The sequence below is a fragment of the Streptosporangium amethystogenes subsp. fukuiense genome, from assembly GCF_042665875.1.
In the GTDB taxonomy this organism is placed as follows: domain Bacteria; phylum Actinomycetota; class Actinomycetes; order Streptosporangiales; family Streptosporangiaceae; genus Streptosporangium; species Streptosporangium fukuiense.
The window spans coordinates 5,538,634-5,556,891 of record NZ_JBHTEE010000001.1 but is presented as its reverse complement, the minus strand read 5'-3'; the positions used below and the strand labels follow the sequence as shown (position 1 = coordinate 5,556,891).

14 protein-coding genes and 1 other RNA gene are annotated in these 18,258 nt (G+C 69.5%); 9 read left to right on the top strand and 6 right to left on the bottom strand.

Annotated elements, in window-relative coordinates; genetic code table 11:
* Positions 1 to 38: 38 nt before the first annotated feature.
* The gene (locus tag ACFQVD_RS23680) at positions 39 to 1,145 is read right to left on the bottom strand and encodes a hypothetical protein (protein WP_343979060.1); all 1,107 of its coding nucleotides are present in this window, start codon (positions 1,143 to 1,145) and stop codon (positions 39 to 41) included.
* A 65-nt stretch (positions 1,146 to 1,210) separates the two neighbouring features.
* On the opposite strand from ACFQVD_RS23680, the gene prfB reads away from it, so the two are divergent.
* On the top strand, positions 1,211 to 2,332 hold the full coding sequence (gene prfB, locus ACFQVD_RS23675) for a peptide chain release factor 2 (protein WP_343979063.1): 1,122 nt from the start codon (positions 1,211 to 1,213) through the stop codon (positions 2,330 to 2,332).
* A gap of 66 nt (positions 2,333 to 2,398) precedes the next feature.
* Here the strand turns inward: prfB and ACFQVD_RS23670 are convergent, their stop codons facing one another.
* Positions 2,399 to 2,590 carry a hypothetical protein gene (locus ACFQVD_RS23670; protein ID WP_343979066.1) on the bottom strand — a complete coding sequence of 64 codons (192 nt, stop codon included), beginning with the start codon at positions 2,588 to 2,590 and terminating at the stop codon, positions 2,399 to 2,401.
* A gap of 236 nt (positions 2,591 to 2,826) precedes the next feature.
* Here ACFQVD_RS23670 and ftsE point away from each other — a divergent pair, with 236 nt between their 5' ends.
* From ftsE to ssrA, 5 genes are all read left to right on the top strand, one after another.
* Entirely contained in the window at positions 2,827 to 3,516 is a 690-nt protein-coding gene (gene ftsE, locus ACFQVD_RS23665) for a cell division ATP-binding protein FtsE (RefSeq protein WP_012888192.1), read from the top strand.
* Positions 3,517 to 3,547: 31 nt separating this feature from the next.
* On the top strand, positions 3,548 to 4,456 hold the full coding sequence (ftsX, locus tag ACFQVD_RS23660; RefSeq protein ID WP_343979078.1) for a permease-like cell division protein FtsX: 909 nt from the start codon (positions 3,548 to 3,550) through the stop codon (positions 4,454 to 4,456).
* Between the two features lie 98 nt (positions 4,457 to 4,554).
* Entirely contained in the window at positions 4,555 to 5,022 is a 468-nt protein-coding gene (smpB, locus tag ACFQVD_RS23655) for an SsrA-binding protein SmpB (RefSeq protein WP_326636230.1), read from the top strand.
* A complete protein-coding gene (locus ACFQVD_RS23650) occupies positions 5,019 to 6,908 on the top strand; it encodes a penicillin-binding transpeptidase domain-containing protein (RefSeq protein ID WP_343979083.1) in 1,890 nt (629 codons plus the stop codon). The genes smpB and ACFQVD_RS23650 overlap by 4 nt, the downstream gene beginning before the upstream one ends.
* Before the next feature lie 388 nt (positions 6,909 to 7,296).
* Positions 7,297 to 7,681: a transfer-messenger RNA gene (gene ssrA, locus ACFQVD_RS23645) on the top strand.
* 256 nt (positions 7,682 to 7,937) lie between these two features.
* Here the strand turns inward: ssrA and glpK are convergent.
* Together glpK and ACFQVD_RS23635 are read right to left on the bottom strand one after the other, a co-directional pair.
* Positions 7,938 to 9,455 (bottom strand): glycerol kinase GlpK, encoded by a 1,518-nt coding sequence (glpK, locus tag ACFQVD_RS23640; RefSeq protein ID WP_343979086.1) that lies wholly within the window; start codon positions 9,453 to 9,455, stop codon positions 7,938 to 7,940.
* A gap of 73 nt (positions 9,456 to 9,528) precedes the next feature.
* Positions 9,529 to 10,356, bottom strand: coding sequence for an MIP/aquaporin family protein (locus ACFQVD_RS23635; protein WP_343979090.1), 828 nt, complete (start codon positions 10,354 to 10,356; stop codon positions 9,529 to 9,531).
* Positions 10,357 to 10,760: 404 nt separating this feature from the next.
* Here ACFQVD_RS23635 and ACFQVD_RS23630 point away from each other — a divergent pair, with 404 nt between their 5' ends.
* On the top strand, positions 10,761 to 11,831 hold the full coding sequence (locus ACFQVD_RS23630; RefSeq protein WP_343979094.1) for a polysaccharide deacetylase family protein: 1,071 nt from the start codon (positions 10,761 to 10,763) through the stop codon (positions 11,829 to 11,831).
* Between the two features lie 18 nt (positions 11,832 to 11,849).
* On the opposite strand, the gene ACFQVD_RS23625 is transcribed toward ACFQVD_RS23630, so the two are convergent.
* Positions 11,850 to 12,965, bottom strand: a complete 1,116-nt coding sequence (locus ACFQVD_RS23625) for a S1C family serine protease (protein ID WP_343979097.1) — start codon at positions 12,963 to 12,965, stop codon at positions 11,850 to 11,852.
* A 19-nt stretch (positions 12,966 to 12,984) separates the two neighbouring features.
* A complete protein-coding gene (locus ACFQVD_RS23620; RefSeq protein WP_343979100.1) occupies positions 12,985 to 14,448 on the bottom strand; it encodes an AMP-binding protein in 1,464 nt (487 codons plus the stop codon).
* A 300-nt stretch (positions 14,449 to 14,748) separates the two neighbouring features.
* Between ACFQVD_RS23620 and ACFQVD_RS23615 the strand changes: the two genes are divergently transcribed.
* Together ACFQVD_RS23615 and ACFQVD_RS23610 are read left to right on the top strand one after the other, a co-directional pair.
* Positions 14,749 to 15,879 (top strand): hypothetical protein, encoded by a 1,131-nt coding sequence (locus ACFQVD_RS23615; protein WP_343979103.1) that lies wholly within the window; start codon positions 14,749 to 14,751, stop codon positions 15,877 to 15,879.
* A gap of 138 nt (positions 15,880 to 16,017) precedes the next feature.
* Positions 16,018 to 18,234, top strand: a complete 2,217-nt coding sequence (locus tag ACFQVD_RS23610; RefSeq protein ID WP_343979106.1) for an acyl-CoA dehydrogenase — start codon at positions 16,018 to 16,020, stop codon at positions 18,232 to 18,234.
* The last annotated feature ends 24 nt before the right edge of the window (positions 18,235 to 18,258 follow it).

The window sequence follows — 18,258 nt, the reverse complement described above, 5'->3', positions numbered from 1 at the left end:
TCCGCCCGGGTCCCCCGCGGGGGACCCGGGCGGACCGGTCAGCTCACGATGACCTTCGTGAGGCCGCCCAGGTAACCGATGACCCTGGCGGGCCGGCCGCTGTCCTTGGCCGGGACCGTGCTCACGTACAGCTGTGTCTCGACGGTGCGCAGTTCCTCGCGGATGAAGCTCTCCGTCGTCAGCTTCCTGGCGTCCGGCGGGATACGGGCGTCCGACGCGCACGGATCTATCTTGACGCTCCTGGTCGTCGTCCTGATCAGCGAGTAGACGACCAGCGCGCCGCCGTCGGCGGTGCGCAACGCGTGCACCGGATAGCTGCTCGCGGCGAAGATCGAGTCGTAGCCCAGGCACTCGCTCTTCCCGTCCGTGCGCCGCTTCGCGATCTCGTCGGCGAAGCCGGTCGTGTGCGGGCTCTTCTCGATCAGTCCGGCCGCGAACCCGCGCTCGCCCTCCTCGGCCGAGGTCGCGTGCAGCGGGGCCATGAGCCGTGGGCTGATCGCCACGGTCGTGTCCTCCTCGCCCAGCGCCGTCGCGTACCCGTCGGCGTCCTTGGCGACCTCGGGGGGCCGGATGCCCTCGTCGAGCAGCGAGGTCGAGCTGAGCCGCCAGTCCTCCCCACCCTGTCGGATGAGGGTCAGCACGGCGGTGCGGACCTTGCCCGAGGGCTCCTCGCGGTCCACGATCGCGGTGAACCAGAGGGGCCCCTGCTGCACACGCGGGACCAGTAACTCGGGGGTGCCCCACGTGTACGGGGGGAGCGCCTCGACGGCGCCGCTGAAGACCGCCGCGGTGAGGGCCTGCTGCCCGTCGCGGGTCTGCTCCAGCATGAGCCTGCGCTCGACGTCCAGGCGCGGGGTCGCCGCGCCCAGCACCCCGTCGGCGCCCAGGAAGCCGGCCAGTGCCCTCGCCGCCTCGTCGAGCGTGACCGGAGGCGCCGGGAGTGACGGCGTCGGCGTGGGGCGGGCGGCCGACGTGTCACCGGCCGGAGATCCCGACGGGCTCCGCCCGGACCGGGCGTCACCGGAGACGGAACGGGGATCGGAACACGCCGCGGTCACGGCGACCAGTGCCAGTGCGAGCGCGAGCACGCCCCTTCGCCTGTGTCCGCGCACGTTCACCTCCCGATGCTCCCCGATGCGGGCCATGCTAGCCATGGTGGGGGAGAGTGCCGTACACGATCGGGTGCGAAGGTCGCGTACCCTTTACAGACGTGGCACTCATCGATCCGGCAGAACAGATCAACGAGCTTACCGGGACGCTGAACAGCATCCAGGACGTGCTCGACCTCGGCGCGATTCGCAAGCAGATCGAGGAGCTGGAGGATCAGGCCGCCGCGCCGGACCTGTGGAACGACCAGGAGCGCGCACAGAAGGTCACCAGCAAGCTCTCCTACCTCCAGGGCGAGGTCAACAGGGTCGAGTCGCTGGGACGGCGGCTGGACGACCTCTCCGTGCTGTACGAGCTGGCCGCCTCCGAGGACGACGAGGACACCCAGCAGGAGGCCGACCGCGAGCTGGCGTCCCTGAGGAGCGACATCGGCGCGCTGGAGGTCCGCACCCTGCTGTCCGGCGAGTACGACGCCCGCGAGGCGGTCGTCACCATCCAGTCCCAGGCCGGTGGCGTGGACGCCGCCGACTGGGCCCAGATGCTCCAGCGGATGTACCTGCGGTGGGCCGAGCGCAAGGGCTACCCGACGGACGTCTACGAGACCTCCTACGCGGAGGAGGCCGGGATCAAGTCGACGACCTTCACGGTCAAGGCGCCGTACGCGTACGGCACCCTCCGCGGCGAGCACGGCACGCACCGCCTGGTCCGGATCAGCCCGTTCGACAACCAGGGCCGCCGCCAGACCTCCTTCGCGGGCGTCGACGTGGTGCCGGTCGTCGAGACGACCGATCACATCGACATCAACGAGGACGACCTGCGCGTCGACGTCTACCGCTCCTCGGGCCCCGGCGGCCAGGGCGTCAACACGACCGACTCCGCGGTCCGGCTGACCCACCTGCCCACCGGCATCGTGGTCTCCTGCCAGAACGAGCGCTCACAGCTGCAGAACAAGGCGACCGCGATGGCGGTCCTGCAGTCCAAGCTGCTGGAGCGCAAGCGGCAGGAGGAGGCGGCGGCGCTGAACGAGATCCGCGGCGAGTCGACCACGTCGTGGGGCACCCAGATCCGCAACTACGTGCTGCACCCCTACCAGATCGTCAAGGACCTGCGGACGGGCGCCGAGGCGGGCAACCCGAGCGCGGTGCTCGACGGAGACCTGGACGGCTTCATCGAGGCCGAGATCCGCTGGACCCGCCGCCAGGAGGCGGGCGTCGAGGGCGGGTAGGCCCCGCGTCTCGCCTCACGGGCGCCTCCGGGCGTCCCGTGAGGCCGTGCCCCTTCAGAGACGCCGTCAGGCCCCGCTGAGGTGTCTCAGGGCCAGGGTGAGGAAGAAGAGCGCGATCAGCACCAGCGCGATGAACGCGGGGGTCATGCCGCCGAACGGGCCGTGGTGGTGTTGAGCGCGGTATGCGCGGCAGCGGGGGCAGCGGCCCTCGGCCACGGGGTGAGCGCACCCCGCGCAGACCAGGTCTTCACAGCTCATGCCGTCCTCCCTCTTCGAGGTCAGAACCACTTTATCCGCTCGTTACCGGGCGCCGAATCGTTTTGTTTCCGTTATGGGCTTTCCGTGTCAGTCTTCCCCCTAGACTGGGCACCGGCCAACCGGAACGTCGATCAAGCGTAAATGACCGGCGCCCCCCGACCGGCAAGAGGTGGAAGTGGCCCTCTGCCACTCCTGCGACCGTCCTACCCCCTAGACTGGCATGCCGTGATGCGCCCGTGATCCATTTTGATAATGTCACCAAGGTCTACGCGAACCAGAACCGGCCCGCGTTGGACCACGTCAGCGTCGATGTCGACAAGGGCGAGTTCGTGTTCCTCGTTGGCCCCTCGGGGTCCGGGAAATCGACCTTTCTCCGCCTGGTCCTGAAGGAGGAGCGCCCCAACTCGGGCGCGATCCACGTGGCCGGCAAGGACCTCGCCCGACTGTCCAACTTCAAGATCCCGCACCTGCGCCGCCGGATCGGCTGTGTCTTCCAGGACTTCCGGCTGCTCCCGAACAAGAACGTGTACGAGAACGTCGCGTTCGCTCTGGAGGTGATCGGCAAGCCACGGCGTTTCATCCGTAAGGTGGTCCCCGAGGTCGTCGAGCTCGTCGGCCTTGAGGGCAAGGCACACCGGATGCCCGACGAGTTGTCCGGTGGCGAGCAGCAGCGGGTCGCGATGGCCCGGGCGTTCGTCAACCGGCCGATGATCCTGCTGGCCGACGAGCCGACCGGAAACATCGACCCCGCGACGAGCATCGGCATCATGAAGGTGCTCGACCGGATCAACCGGACCGGCACCACTGTCGTCATGGCCACGCACGACGCGGCCATCGTCGACTCCATGCGCAAGCGGGTGGTGGAACTGGAGGACGGCAAGATCGTCCGTGACCAGTCGCGGGGCGTGTACGGCCAGGCGTACTGACACCAGGACCGGAAAGAGCGACAGGAAGAGCATGCGGGCAAACTTCATCTTCTCCGAGGTCTGGATCGGCCTCCGCCGCAACCTCACGATGACCATCGCGGTCATCGTGACCGTGGCGATCGGCATGGCGTTGCTGGGCGTCGGTCTGATGATCAACTCCCAGATCTCCAGCATGAAGGACTTCTGGGCGGACAAGGTCGAGGTCTCGGTCTTCCTGTGCAAGAAGAACGACCCCTTCCCGCAGTGCAAGGGCAGCGGCGGCGTCAACGCCCAGGAGCAGGCCGAGCTGAAGGCGACCATCGAGGCCATGCCGCAGGTCGACACGGTCACCGTGGAGAACGCGGCCGAGGCCTACAAGAACTTCCGGGCGCAGAACGCCAACAACACCGTGCTGCTCTCCGCCATCCAGGTCGAGGACATGCCCGAGTCGCTGCGGGTCAAGCTCAAGGACCCGGAGGCCTACGGGCCGGTGATCGAGGCGGTCAAGGGTGCCCCGGGCGTCTCCAACGTGGTCAACCAGAAGGAACTCCTGGAGAAGTTCTTCGGGCTGCTGGAGAAGCTCCGCTGGGCGGCCCTGGTGGTGGCGATCATCCTGGTCTTCGCGGCCACACTCCTGATCGGCAACACCGTCAGGCTCTCCGCGTACAACCGCAGGCGTGAGACCGGCATCATGCGCCTGGTGGGCGCCTCGAACCTCTACATCCAGCTCCCGTTCGTGATGGAGGGCGTCATCGCCGGCCTGATCGGCGGTGTGCTGGCCGCGGTGATGCTGATCGTCAGCAAGGTCTTCCTCTTCGACGGGGTGCAGCTCTACCTCTCCCCCAACAGCCAGCTCTCCTGGGAGACCGTCGCCTCGGTGATCAGTGTCACCATGGTCTTCGGCGTGCTCATCTGTGTGCTGGCCTCCTTCGTCACGCTCCGCCGCTACCTGCGGGTGTGACGTCCCCGGGCCCCTCCAGGACCGTCGTGCGGGCGCCCGGCGCCCGCGCGCCGCTCTCGGGCGCGGCTCGCGGCCCCGCTGACCGGTAGGCTCCAGACATGCCACGTGAGACCGGGCGGAAGGTAATAGCCCAGAACAAGCGTGCCTGGCACGACTACCACATCGAGGACACCTACGAGGCTGGTCTTGTGCTCCAGGGCACGGAGGTCAAATCGCTGCGGCTCGGCCGCGCCTCCCTCCTCGACGGGTACGCCGTCATCAAGGACGGCGAGGCATGGTTGATCAACGTCCACATCCCCGAATACACCATGGGTACCTGGACCAACCACGCCGCACGCCGCACCCGCAAGCTCCTGCTGCACCGCAAGGAGATCGACAAGCTGGTCGCCAAGACCAAGGAGGGCGGCCTGACCCTGGTGCCGCTCGCCATCTACTTCAAGGACGGCAGGGCCAAGATCGAGATCGGCCTCGCCAAGGGAAAGAAGGACTGGGACAAGCGGCAGACGCTGGCCGAGAACCAGGCCAAGCGGGAGATGGCACGCGCGCTCAGGCACAGGAACAGATGACGGTGCGAGGAAGGGCCAGGCGTGCCGCCTCCGCGGCGCTCGCGCTGGCGGTGACGGCTCCCATGCTGTCCGCCTGCTTCGAGGAGCCCTCGGCCCACGAGGCGGTGCGCGACTTCCTGATCGGCTGGCAGACGGGCGACTACGCCGCGGCGGCCAGGCGTACCGACGGCGACGAGAAGGTGGTCAGCAAGGCGCTCGAAGACGCCAAACTCCAGCTCGACGCGGCCTCGTTCCGTTTCGACGTCAAGAGCATGCGGCGCGCCGCGGACGAGGTCGAGGCCGACTTCGACGCCGAGGTCGACCTGGGGGAGAACAACCCCCTGTGGGAGTACGAGGGCAAGCTCCCGCTCCACCTGGTCGACGGCAGCTGGAAGGTGCGCTGGTCGCCCAGCGTGCTCCACCCCCAGTTGCGCGAGGGGCAGCGGTTCGCCGTGAAGGTCACCCCCGAGGGGCGCCAGCCGATCCTCGACCGCAACCGCGACCCGCTGCAGGAGAAGGCCGTCCTGCACGTGGCGAGCGTGGTTCCGGCCAACCTGAAGAACGACGAGGCGGACAGGCTCTGCCAGCGGCTCTCCAAGATCACTGGCTTTCCGCATGACCGCCTGCTGAGCCGGATCCGTTCCGCCCAGCCCAACCTCCAGGTCCCGCTGGTCACCTTCGGCCGTACGAAGTTCGGGCAGCTCCGCGCCCAGCTGGAGGCGATCCCCGGCATCATCCTCTCCGAGCAGGAGCAGTCGGTCGCCCCCGCCTCGCCCACCCAGATCGTCGGCACCGTCACCGCCGTCACCCCCGAGACCGAGCAGCAGCTCGGCGGCCCGCAGCGGGCCGGGGACACGGTCGGCAGAGCCGGTCTGCAGAAGGCCTACCAGGAGCACCTGACCGGCTCGACCGACACCCGTGTGATCACTGTCGACCTCAAGACGCTCAAGGTGACCGAGCTCAAGAAGTGGCGGCCCGACCGGTCCACCTCGCCGGTGCAGACCACGCTCGACCGCGCCCACCAGAAGGCGGCCGACAGCGCGCTGCTGGGCGGGTCCGGCATGATGGTCGCGGTTCAGGCCTCGACCGGCGACATCCTCGCGGTGTCCAGCAGCAACGAGTACAACCAGGAGAAGCACGCCCTCGCCGGGAGGTTCCCCGCGGGAACCGCGTTCTCCATCATGTCCGTCGAGGGCATGCTCAAGGCGCGGATCAGCCCCAAACAGAAGCTGGCCTGCCCCGCGGACCGGAGCGTCGGCGGTGTCCCGTTCCATCAGGAGGGCGCGCCCGTCGGGGTGACACCGACCCTTCAGGCCAACTTCGCCACCGGTTGCGTGACCGCGCTCGCCTCGCTGGCCCGCAGGATCGACGGCTCCGAGCTGGCGTCCGCCGCCGCGAAGTTCGGCATCGGGGCGCCCTGGGCCCTGCCGCTGAAGGGGTTCAGCGGTTCCATGCGGCCGCTCAAGAACGACGCCGCCACGGCGAAGGCGCTCGCCGGACAGAACGTGCTGGTCAGCCCGCTCTCCATGGCGCTGGTCGCCGGGGCGGTCGCCTCGGGCACCTGGCGTCCGCCGGTCCTGGTCACCGATCCCCGGACCAGCGACCCCACGACGGAGACCGAGCCCTACAAGGCGCCCGATCCGATCAAACTGGACGACAAGACCGTCGACACCCTCCGCACCTTCATGCGCAGTGGCGTGACCGCGGGCTCGGCACGTGCCGCCGCGGCTCCCGGTGACCCGGTCCACGGCATCACGGCCGCCGCCTCGCAGAACCGCAAGCCGCTCGCCTGGTTCGTCGGATGGCAGGGAGACGTGGCCGTCGCCGTGCTGATGCAGAGCCCCGACCCCGGGGCGGGGGCGGCCGCCGCGGGACGGTTCTTCCAGGGGCTCCACGCTGGGCTGTGACCTCCCGGAATATTCTTTTCATCCTGAGCAACCGAAGGGTGCCTCGTTTGCGTCCTTCTAAGTGACCGAGCACCGCTTGGGGGGTTGCGGACTCGGTCGCTGTGATGAGATCAGGGCCTCATCTCGGGGGAGGCCCTGCCCGTCAGGACCGGCTCGACCCTGCCGGTCGACCCCGGGGGCGCTCGCGATTCGCGGGCGTCCCCGGGGTTTCCGCGTTCCCACCCGGTGTTCCCGACCGGTGCCCGCACTCCGCCGCGTCCCCACCGCCATACGATGCCGCCGCCGCCTCGCCCGGCGCACCGGGCGGGAATTCGATTGGCGTTACCTCTGTTGTAACAGGTATCTTCGGATAGCTCGCCCCTTCGGGGACGGGTTGAAAATTCAACAGGGGGGTGACTGGTTTCGACTTTGGCTTTGCAAGCCAGGTGAAGCGGGTCGAGGACTGCGGACATAACCTCGTTAACACTGTGACCGCGACCAACAAGTGCCAATAAGACGCACTCCGAAGTCAGCCAGGGCAACCTGGCACTCGCCGCCTAAGCAGCGAGTGACTTCTGCCGGCCCGGGAGCGCCTCCGGCCCGGATCCGGCATCGCTAGGAGGCTCAACCGATCGACCCGGCCACGGGGAAGATCGGGAAATCTTACAGTGGCTGAGCCCGTCGGCGACTTGCCTGCGTGATCGCCGGGGCTGAGAAAAGCACAGCAGGCTGCACCCGGAGAAGCCCTGTCTTGGAGTTGAAGGACGCGGGTTCGATTCCCGCCACCTCCACCCCCGTTCCGCGCCCGAACCGTGCGGAACAGCTCGCCGAAGGGCGGCCGGGGCGGCGATCTCGCCGCCCCGGCCGCCCTTCGTTCATACGGGGGCGTCCGCTGTCAGCACGATGACCTCTCTCGCCCTCGTCGGAGGCGCGGCCCCGCAGGATGTGGCGGACTCGCGCGCCGGGCTCCGCACCAGGCGGCGGTTCTCCCGGGCCTGGACGGTGAGCGAGCCCTCGACGCGAAGCGGCGGAGCGTACGGAGCAGGGCGTTCAGGACACGTCGACCCAGTTGAGAGTGCGCTCCACCGCTTTCTTCCAGCCGGCGTAGCCGACGGCCCGCTGCTCCTCGGACCACTGCGGCTCCCAGCGGCGGCCCTCCTGCCAGTTCTGTTTGAGCTCGTCCTTCGACTTCCAGAAGCCGACGGCCAGCCCCGCCGCGTAGGCGGCCCCCAGCGCGGTCGTCTCGGCCACCACGGGCTTGGAGACGGGTACGCCGAGCAGGTCGGCCTGGATCTGCATGCACAGGTCGTTGGCGGTGACGCCGCCGTCGACCCGCAGGACGTCGAGGGTGACGCCGGAGTCCTGCCGCATCGCCTCGACCACGTCGCGGCTCTGGTAGCAGATCGCCTCCAGGGTGGCCCGCGCCAGGTGGGCGTTGTTGTTGAAGCGTGACAGGCCGACGATCGCGCCCCGGGCGTCCGACCGCCAGTACGGCGCGAAGAGGCCGGAGAAGGCGGGCACGAAGTAGACGCCGCCGTTGTCCTCGACCTGCCGGGCGAGCGACTCGCTCTGCGCCGCCCCCGAGATGATGCCGAGCTGGTCGCGGAGCCACTGCACGGCGGAGCCGGTCACGGCTATGGAACCCTCCAGCGCGTACACCGGCGGCTCCTCACCGAAGCGGTAGCAGACGGTGGTGAGCAGGCCGTGTTCCGAGCGGACCAGATCTGTGCCGGTGTTGAGCAGCAGGAAGTTGCCGGTGCCGTAGGTGTTCTTGGCCTCGCCCACCTCGAAGCAGACCTGTCCGACGGTGGCGGCCTGCTGGTCGCCCAGGTCACCGGAGAGCGGGACCTCGCCACGCAGCGGGCCGCCCCGCCTGGTGGTGCCGTAGAGACCGGGGTGGGACGAGGGGGCGATGGCCGGCAGCATCCGGCGGGGGATGCCGAAGAACGACAGCAGCTCGTCGTCCCAGTCGAGGGTCTCCAGGTCCATCAGCATCGTGCGGCTGGCGTTGGTGGGGTCGGTGACGTGCACGCCGCCGTCGGTACCGCCGGTGAGATTCCACAGCAGCCACGTGTCGGTGTTGCCGAAGATCGCCTCTCCGGCCTCGGCCGCCTCGCGTACCCCGTCGACGTTCTCCAGGATCCACTGGATCTTGCCACCGGAGAAGTACGTCGCCGGGGGGAGGCCCGCCCGGTGGCGGATGACGTCGCCCCTGCCGTCGCGGTCCAGGGCCGAGGCGATCCGGTCGGTGCGGGTGTCCTGCCAGACGATCGCGTTGTGGTACGGGCGTCCGGTGGTCCGGTTCCAGACCACCGTGGTCTCGCGCTGGTTGGTGATGCCGAGCGCGGCGAGGTCGGCGGCCACCAGACCGGCCCTGTTCAGCGCCGTCTCGATCACCGCCCTGGTGCGCTCCCAGATCTCCGTGGGGTTGTGCTCGACCCACCCCGCCCGCGGCAGGATCTGCTCGTGTTCGAGCTGGTGCCGGGCTATCTCGTTGCCGCCGTGATCGAAGATCATGAAACGGGTGCTCGTCGTGCCCTGGTCGACCGCTCCGACGAAGTCAGGCATTGCGTGGTGCCTCCTTGGTGAGACTCTCCGGCAGATCTGCTGCTGTTCTTACCCGCGGTCGCCGCGCGCCCGTTCAGGGGTGGCGCGGGTCTTCGGGCGTCACCCGCCCCACCTCGGGGCCGGCCTCCTCGGGAGGAAGGAATCTGGCCACCAGGATCTCGTAGAGGAACGCCCCGATCAGCCCTCCGATGAGGGGCGCCACGATCGGCACCCAGAAGTAGAGCTGCCCGTACTGGTCCTGCCAGGCGGTCTCGTACCCGGTCAGGAACGAGGCGAGTCGCGGTCCGAAGTCGCGGGCGGGGTTGATGGCGTAGCCGGCGTTGCTACCCCAGGCCATGCCGATGGCCACCACCACCAGGCCGGTCATGAAGGGGGCGAGGTTGGCCATGGGGGCGGTGTTGCGCGTGTCGGAGAGGGCGAGGACGAGCAGGAGCAGGATGGCGGTGCCGATCACCTGGTCGCGGAAGGCGCCCCAGGTGCCGACGGGCAGGGACCCGTTGCCCGGCAGGGTCGAGAAGACGAGCTGGGTCTTGATGGTGAGCCCGGGGTCCGCCTTCTCCAGCACCTCGCCGTAGTTGAAGCGGACGATGAGCGCCGCCACGAACGCGCCCGCGGTCTGCGCCAGGCAGTACGGCAGCACCTTGCGCCAGGAGAAGCCCTTGAAGGCGGCCAGCGCGACGGTGACGGCGGGGTTGATGTGGGCGCCGCTGGTGCGCGCCGCGACGTAGACGCCCAGCGTCACCCCGAGCCCCCACGCCCAGGCGATGCTGTCGTGGTCGCCGATCCCGGCCGCCACGACCTGGGCCACCACCGCGACCCCGAACAGGATCAGAACCAGGGTGCCGGTGAACTCGGCCGCCATCTCGCCGAGAAGCCCACGGCTCCTCAGTCGCTCCGCCATCTCTCCTCCTCACGATGCCGCCTCACGACGCCGTCTCAGATGCCGTCTCAGATGCCGTCCGGTTCCCGCCCGGATGCCCGGACGGTAGGCGCGAAATAGAGGGAGGTCAACGGTAACGTGACTAAATTGTTGAATAATGGTCAACAGAATTGGTCATCGGTAACACCGTCAAATACCGGACGACGACTGTCACCCGTGGCTTCCACACCGGGTGAGAATCCCGCCGCCGGTCGATTCTCCACGGCGGACGCCCCTTCCGGGCGGGACCGGTGCGACACGGAAAGGGCAGTGCCCGCGTGACGTCGCCGAAAGTGGCTCCGGCGCGAACCTTTGCCAGTGGCGGAGGTCAACTCGCAGGTCAGAGGGGGATGAGAAGCGTATCGTCAGCGCGCTTGGAGGATTCGATGGGCCGTCTCAGAATAGGCAGGGCCGGTGTGGTGGTCGTCGCGGCGGGAGTCGTGCTGGCCGGATGCGGTTCGGGACAGGACGAGGCCGACGAGCAGAAGGCGAAGCTGGCCGCCGCGGCCAAGGCGTCGGCCGCCGCGGCGGCCTCGCAGGCCAACCTCCTCAAGGCCAGGACGGCGGCCGCCGCCAAGGTCAAGGCCAACGAGCTCGGCCAGGTCCCCGTTCTCATGTACCACCGGGTGGTCGACAAGCCCGCGACCCAGGACGACCGCACTCCCAAACAGTTCCGCACCGAGCTGGAGCGGCTGGCCAGGGAGAACTACGTGCCCGTCACCGCGGCCGAGTTCGTCACCGGGCGCATCGACATCCCGGCGGGCAAGCACCCCGTCGTCCTCACCTTCGACGACTCCTCGCCCTCGCAGTTCGAGCTGGACGGGGTGGGCGTCCCCCGGCCGAACACCGCGGTCGCGATCCTGCAGAGCGTCGCCAAGGCCCACCCCGGCTTCCGCCCGGTCGGCACGTTCTACGTCACGCGCGACATGTTCGGCAAGGAGACGCCCGAGGAGGGGGCGCAGATGCTCCTCTGGCTCACCGACAAGGGCTTCGACATCGGCAACCACACCCGCGACCACCTCAACCTGCGCGGTAAGGAGAAGAAGGCGGTGAACGCGGAGGTGGCGGCGGGCCACCGGCTCATCACCGGGTTGATCAAGACACCCCCGGTCACGCTGGCGCTGCCGTACGGCAACCAGCCCGACACCAAGGAGTGGGGTCTCAAGGGCTCCTCGGGTGATGTCTCCTACAACTACGGCGGTGTGTTCCTCGCCGGTTACACTCCCGCGCTGTCGCCGTTCAACAAGAAGTTCGACCCGCTCGGCATCCCGCGCATCCGCTCGATGGACAAGACGGGGGACTGCGCCAAGTTCTGCTCCGTGGCCTGGCTCGACTGGCTGAAGGCGAACGCCGACGAGCGTTACACCTCCGACGGCGACGCGAAGACGATCGCCTTCCCCAAGTTCAAGGCGCCCTTCGTGGCCAAGTCCTTCAGCGATCGCGTCCTGCCCTACTGAGCCCGGTCCCGCCCCGGCTCAGCTCCCGTGCAACTCCTCAAGAGGAACGGAGAGGGTGGTCGTCGAGCCGTCGGGGCGTATGATCTCGACCTTCGCGTCCTCGCCGGGCTTGAGGGCCGACAGGACCGTCGACAGGTCCTGGGTCGACGGGGTGGGCGTACCGTTGATCGAGACGATCAGGTCTCCGGCCTTGAGTCCCGCCCGCTGCGCGCCGCTGTTCTTCATCACCCGTACGACGCTGACGCCCGCCGGCTGCCCGCTCATGTCGATCACGGTCCGTACCACGACGCCGAGCGCGGCCCGGTGGGTGTTGGTGACCTTGCCGTCCCTGATGATCTGCGTGGCGACGTCCTTGACGGTGTTGGAGGGGATCGCGAAGCCGATGCCCGCGGCCTGGGCGTTGCCGAGTTCGGGGTTGACGGCGGTCAGGGTCGGCACGCCGATGACCTCGCCCGCGAGGTTGACCAGGGCGCCGCCGCTGTTGCCCGGGTTGATCGGCGCGGAGGTCTGGATGGCCCCGCTGATCGTCGCTCCGGGCGAGCTCTCGTTCGAGGGTTCGGTGACGGTGCGGCCGAGCGCCGAGATGATCCCGTTGGTGACGCTGCCGGACAGGCCCAGCGGGTTTCCCATGGCCATCACGATCTGGCCGACCCGCAGCCGGGCGGAGTCGCCGAAGACGGCGGGCTTCAGCCCGGTCGGGTCGTCCACCTTGATCACGGCCAGGTCGCCCAGCTCGAACGAGCTGATCAGTCTGGCCGACCGGGGGGTGCCCCCGGTGGCGAGCGTGACCTCGAACCGCTTGTTGCCCCCGACCACGTGGGCGTTGGTGATGATGTGGCCGGCGGTGTCGTACACGACCCCGGAGCCGAGGCTGTCCCTCGTGGTGATCTGCACGATGGACGGCAGCACCTTGGTGATGATCTGCTCGTAGGCGGCCTCCAGGGAACCCGGACCGCTTCCGGGAGCCGGTGTGGCCCCGGGCGAGCCTTCCGCGGAGACGCCGGGGGAGGCGCTCGCCGAGACACTGGGTGAGCCGGCCACCCCGGGTGGTTGCAGACCCGTGCCCTGGCCGCAGCCCGCGAGCGTCATGACGGCGGTCGCGAGCAATGCGACGCCTGTCGTCGATCGTCCCATGCATGGGTATCTTCCCAGCTCAGGCAGGAAGATACGTCTCACGAAGGCCGCTGCGGCTGAGCTTGCCCGTGGGGGTGCGCGGCAGCCGGTCGCGATATTCGATCACCCGGGGGTGCTTGAGGCGCGCCAGCCGGGTCGCGCAGTGGGCCAGCAACTCGCCGGTGAGGTCCGCGCCGGGCACGGCGTCCGCCGAGGGCTGGACCAGCGCGACGACGCGCTGACCCCATTCGGGGTCGGGTACGCCGATCACGGCGACGTCCGCCACCGAGGGGTGTTCCTGGAGCACCGCCTCGATCTCGGCGGGGTAGATGTTGACCCCGCCGGAGATGATCAGGTCGGTGCGCCGGTCGCAGAGGAACAGGTAACCGTCGGTGTCCAGATAGCCGATGTCACCGGGGGTGTAGAGGCGGCCGCGCATCGCCGAGGCGGTCTTGGACGGGTCCTGGTGGTACTCGAAGCGGTTGATGCCGCCGATGTAGACCAGGCCCGGCTCACCGGGCGGGAGTTCGGCGCCGTCGTCGCCGACGATGGTGAACTCCATGCCGTCGATGGCCCGGCCGACCGTGCCGGGCCGCTGCAGCCACTCCGCCGAGGAGACCATGGTGACCACGGCGGCCTCGGTCGAGCCGTAGTACTCCCACAGCACGGGGCCGAGCCAGTCGATCATCGCCTGCTTGGTGGCGGGCGGGCAGGGGGCAGCGCCGTGAAAGAGGCGCGTTAACGACGATAAATCGTGCTTTGTTCTGACGGAGGCGGGCAGGGCCAGCAGCCGGTGGAACATGGTCGGCACCATGAAGGCGTTGGTCACCCGGTGCCGCTCGATGAGCGCCAGGGTCTCCGCGGCGTCGAACCGCTCGGTCACCACCACCGTGTGGCCGAAGTGCAGGGCCATCATCGTCTGCCCGTACGGCGCGGAGTGGTAGAGCTGCGACAGCAACAGGTGCACCCCGCCGGATTCGAGCCCGAAATGCCGCCAGCTCTTGCGCATCAGGATCGGGTGGAGGCCCTCCGGGGGCAACTCGATCAGCCGCCGCCGTACGCCCTTGGGCCTGCCGGTGGTGCCCGAGGTGTAGAGCATCATCGACCCGGCCCTGCGCCCCTCCGGCGGGGTGGTCGGCCGCCCCTCGGCGAGGGCGCCGGTCTCCACGAACCCGCCCGGCACGGCGTGCCCGTACCGCTCGGAGCCGACCACCACCCGCGCGGCGCAGTCGGTGATCACGTAGCCGATCTCCTCGGCGGTGTAGTGCCAGTTCACCGGGACGTGATAGGCGCCGATCTGGTACGTCGCGAGCATCATCGTGATCGCGTCGATCCCGTTGGACAGGACCGTCACGACCGTGTCGCCGGGCCGGGTACCGCGCGCCAGAAGGCCGTGCGAGACCTGGTTGACCCGATCGTGCAGTTCGCCGTAGGTCACGCTGTCGTCCGCGACGACGGCGACGCGCCCGGGATCGGCCGTTGCGATCTCGTAGAAGCCCTTCATAGGCGCGACCATACAGAACGAGATTCTGTTCATGGAAGGGGAGCGGCGGTTACCTGGGCTGATGCACATCCCGTGGCCGAAGCGTAATAAACGACGATGCGTCGAATCTTTCCCAGGTGACATACCCTGACGCGTATGGCGGACGTCGGCGGCAACTCCTCCGGGCGCTCTAACGAGAGATATATCCCCTCATATGACGCGCCCACGGCCCCCATTCCCGCCATTCCCGCTGAAGACGGTTCGGTCATCAGCCCCCGGGTGCCCAGAAGATTTCCCATCGGAGACGGTGAGGAGACCGTGTTGGTCTCCAGACCAACGCCGCCTGGATCGTTCCCCTACTCGTCGCCGCCCGGCTCCGGCCGTCCCGACGCGACCTCCGGGGGCGGGGCGGACGATCCGGAGGCGGAGACCGACCAGGTGCGCGAGTCCGGTGGACTCGGGACGATCCCGGTCAGGCGGATAGGCGGCTCCGCGGGACCCTGGCGTCCCGACGGGGCCGGTGCTCCCGGTAGGACGGGCACGTCCGGTCAGGCCGGCACGTCCGGTCGGGCGGGCACGGAGGGCGGGGCGGACGGCGGTGTCGCGACGGGGTGGCCCGGCGCGTCGCAGCGGCCCGGCGTGTTCGGCGAGCCGGGGACGCAGGGCCGACCGGCCGGGCAGGCCCGGCCCGGTGTGCCGGGCGGAGCGGGACGGAAGTCCGGTGGCCTGCTGATGCGGATCGGCGACATCCCGATCCGGGTCGCCTACAGCCTGGGCGCCGCCGTCATCACCGGTGTCATCGTGGTTCTGATCTTCATACTCTTCTCCGGCGACGAGCCCTCGGACCCGGTGGGGGTCCGCCGGAGTGCGGCGCCCACGGCGCAGCCCTCGCCGACCGTGTCTCCGATCACGCTGCCCGCCCTGCCGGACCCGACGGCGCTGAAGGCGCTGCCGGGCACGCCGAGCGTGGTGCTGGGCGCGGTGACCGACGCCAAGTCCGCGGTGACCTATGCCAGCCTGGGCAAGCCGTGGGCGGTCAAGGCCGTGCCGTCGTTCTCCGTCGGCCAGCAGGTCGGTTCGGCCGGGCTGCCGCGCACGGTCATCGCCTCGGGCACCCTGCCCGGTGCCACCCCGGCCAAGCCGCTCAAGAGCGACGCCGACTACCGCAGGGCGGCGTTGAGCGCGGTGAAGTGGACGATCCGCAACCACCACCCCGAGGGAGGCAAGGTCACCTGGACCGCCTCGCAGCGCCTGGCCACCGGCAAGGGGTGGGTGCTCGCCTACCGGGTGACCTACGAGGTCAAGGGCAAGAAGCGTACCTCCCAGGCGGCGCTCGCGGTGATCGACATCGGCCGCCGCAAGCCCTCGGTGCTCTTCGTGACCGTGCCCGACACGCGCAAGCGGCTCTGGGCCGACATCGCCCCCGTGATGGCGAGCGTCCGCGCGCTCTGACGCCCCCCGGCGGCCAGGCCTGTTCTGTGTGAGCCGGGCTCTCCGCGATCACCGGTGTGCCCGGGGCGGGGCCGCGCGTTGTGATGGAAGCACCTTCTAGAATATGATTCTGTCACTGAATCGCGTCTGGAGGCTGTCATGGCGATCGGATTGAGCGAGGAGCACGAGGCGCTCCGGGAATCGGTGACCGGGTGGGCGGAGCGCAACATCCCGTCCGAGGTCGTGCGTGCCGCCATCGCGGCCGAGGGCGAGGAGCGCCCCGGCTTCTGGCCGGGACTGGCCGACCAGGGCCTGCTCGGCCTGCACATCCCAGAGGAGCACGGCGGCAGCGGCTACGGCCTGCTGGAGACCGCCGTCGCCGTTGAGGCCCTCGGCGAGCGCGTCGCGCCCGGACCCTACGTTCCCACGGTGCTCGCCAGTGCCGCGATCCTCGCCTCCGACGGCAAGGCGCACGGCGAGCTGCTGCCCGGCCTCGCCGACGGCACGCTGACCGGTGCGGTCGCGCCGTTCTCCTCGATCACCGCCACCCGCGGCGAGGACGGCGCCCTGACGATCGGCGGCACCGTGGATCTGGTGCTGGGCGGCGCGCTGGCCGACATCCTGGTGCTCCCGGTGAGCACCGACCGCGGCGAGGAGTGGGTCGCGGTGGACGCCTCCGCGGCGACCGTGACGCCGGTCGACTCGCTCGACCTGACCCGGGGCGTGGCCAAGGTCGAGCTGGACGCGGTCACCGTACCGGCCGGTCGGGTTCTCGACGGGCTGCAGGCCTCCGAGGTCCACAACCTGGCGGTGATCCTGCTCGGGGCCGAGGCCGCCGGCGTCGCCTCGTGGTGCGTGACCGCCGCCGCGGAGTACGCCAAGGTCCGCGTGCAGTTCGGCCGTCCGATCGGGCAGTTCCAGGGGGTCAAGCACAAGGCGGCCCGGATGCTCGTCGCCCTGGAGCAGGCCCGCGCGACGGTGTGGGACGCCGCCCGCGCCGCGGACGGAGGCGACGTCTCGGCGGACGAGCTGGCCTACGCCACCGCGATCGCGGGTGTGGTCGCCCCCGACGCGGCCGTGCTCTGCGCCAAGGACGCCGTGCAGATCTTCGGCGGCATCGGCTACACCTACGAGCACGACGCCCACCTGTACTACCGGCGCGCGCTGACCCTGCGCGCCCTGCTCGGCTCCTCGGCGGAGTGGGCCGAGGTGGTCGCCGAGCTGGCGCTGAACGGCGTGAGCAGGGAGCTGGAGATCGAGCTGCCCGAGGAGGCCGCCGAGCTGCGCGAGAGCATCCGGGGCGAGGTCGCCGCCTTCGCCGCGCTGGAGGGCAAGGAGCAGAAGCGGGCGCTGGCCAAGGCCGGCTACGTCATGCCGCACCTGCCCAGGCCGTGGGGCCGCGACGCCAAGCCGCTGGAGCAGGTGCTCATCTTCCAGGAGCTCAAGGCGGCCAGGGTCAAGCTGCCTCAGATGATCATCGGTGCCTGGGTGGTGCCGTCGATCGCCGCGTACGGCACCCCCGAGCAGCAGGAGCGTTTCCTGCCGCCCACGCTGAGCGGCGAGATGATCTGGTGCCAGCTCTTCTCCGAGCCCGGCGCCGGCTCCGACCTCGCGTCCCTGCAGATGAAGGCCGAGAAGGTCGAGGGCGGCTGGCGGCTCAACGGCCAGAAGATCTGGACCTCGGTGGCGCACGTCGCCGAGTGGGGCATCTGCATCGCCCGCAACTCCTCGGAGGGGTCCAAGCACGAGGGCATCACCTACTTCATCGTCGACATGAAGGCCCAGGGCGTCACGGTCAGGCCGCTCACCGAGATGACCGGCGAGAACCTGTTCAACGAGGTCTTCCTGGACGACGTGTTCGTCCCGGACGAGCTGGTCGTCGGCGAGGTGGGCCAGGGCTGGAAGGTCGCCAGGAACACCCTGTCCAACGAGCGGGTCTCGCTCTCGGGTGGCTCGGGCGGCACCGGCGCGTCCGTTCCCGACCTGCTCGGCCTGGCCGGGCGCCTCGGCCGGGAGTTGACCGTCGCCGAGCGCCAGGAGCTGGCGCGGGTCGTCTGCGAGGGGCACTCGATCGCCGCCCTCGGCCTGCGGGTGACCCTGAAGCAGCTGACCGGTGCCGAGCCCGGTGCCGACGCCTCGGTCCGCAAGCTCCTGTCCACCTCGCATGCCCAGCACGTCTCGGAGTGCGCTGTCTCGCTGCTCGGCCCCTCGGCCGTCGTCGCCGCCGACATGAAGCTCGGCGACGCCGGTTACTGGAACCGCGCCGTGCTCGCCACCCGCGCCATGACGATCTACGGCGGCACCACCGAGGTGCAGCTCAACATCATCGGCGAGCGCATGCTCGGCCTGCCCCGCGATCCCGAGCCGGGTAAGTAGTCCGCAGCTCCGGATATATGCACG

Coding starts and splice junctions, on each gene's coding strand:
- ACFQVD_RS23680 (WP_343979060.1), bottom strand. CDS start 1,145: ATGGCCCGCATCGGGGAGCATCGGGAGGTGAACGTGCGCGGACACAGG.
- ACFQVD_RS23670 (WP_343979066.1), bottom strand. CDS start 2,590: ATGAGCTGTGAAGACCTGGTCTGCGCGGGGTGCGCTCACCCCGTGGCC.
- ftsX (WP_343979078.1), top strand. CDS start 3,548: ATGCGGGCAAACTTCATCTTCTCCGAGGTCTGGATCGGCCTCCGCCGC.
- smpB (WP_326636230.1), top strand. CDS start 4,555: ATGCCACGTGAGACCGGGCGGAAGGTAATAGCCCAGAACAAGCGTGCC.
- ACFQVD_RS23650 (WP_343979083.1), top strand. CDS start 5,019: ATGACGGTGCGAGGAAGGGCCAGGCGTGCCGCCTCCGCGGCGCTCGCG.
- glpK (WP_343979086.1), bottom strand. CDS start 9,455: ATGCCTGACTTCGTCGGAGCGGTCGACCAGGGCACGACGAGCACCCGT.
- ACFQVD_RS23635 (WP_343979090.1), bottom strand. CDS start 10,356: ATGGCGGAGCGACTGAGGAGCCGTGGGCTTCTCGGCGAGATGGCGGCC.
- ACFQVD_RS23630 (WP_343979094.1), top strand. CDS start 10,761: ATGGGCCGTCTCAGAATAGGCAGGGCCGGTGTGGTGGTCGTCGCGGCG.
- ACFQVD_RS23625 (WP_343979097.1), bottom strand. CDS start 12,965: ATGGGACGATCGACGACAGGCGTCGCATTGCTCGCGACCGCCGTCATG.
- ACFQVD_RS23620 (WP_343979100.1), bottom strand. CDS start 14,448: ATGAAGGGCTTCTACGAGATCGCAACGGCCGATCCCGGGCGCGTCGCC.
- ACFQVD_RS23610 (WP_343979106.1), top strand. CDS start 16,018: ATGGCGATCGGATTGAGCGAGGAGCACGAGGCGCTCCGGGAATCGGTG.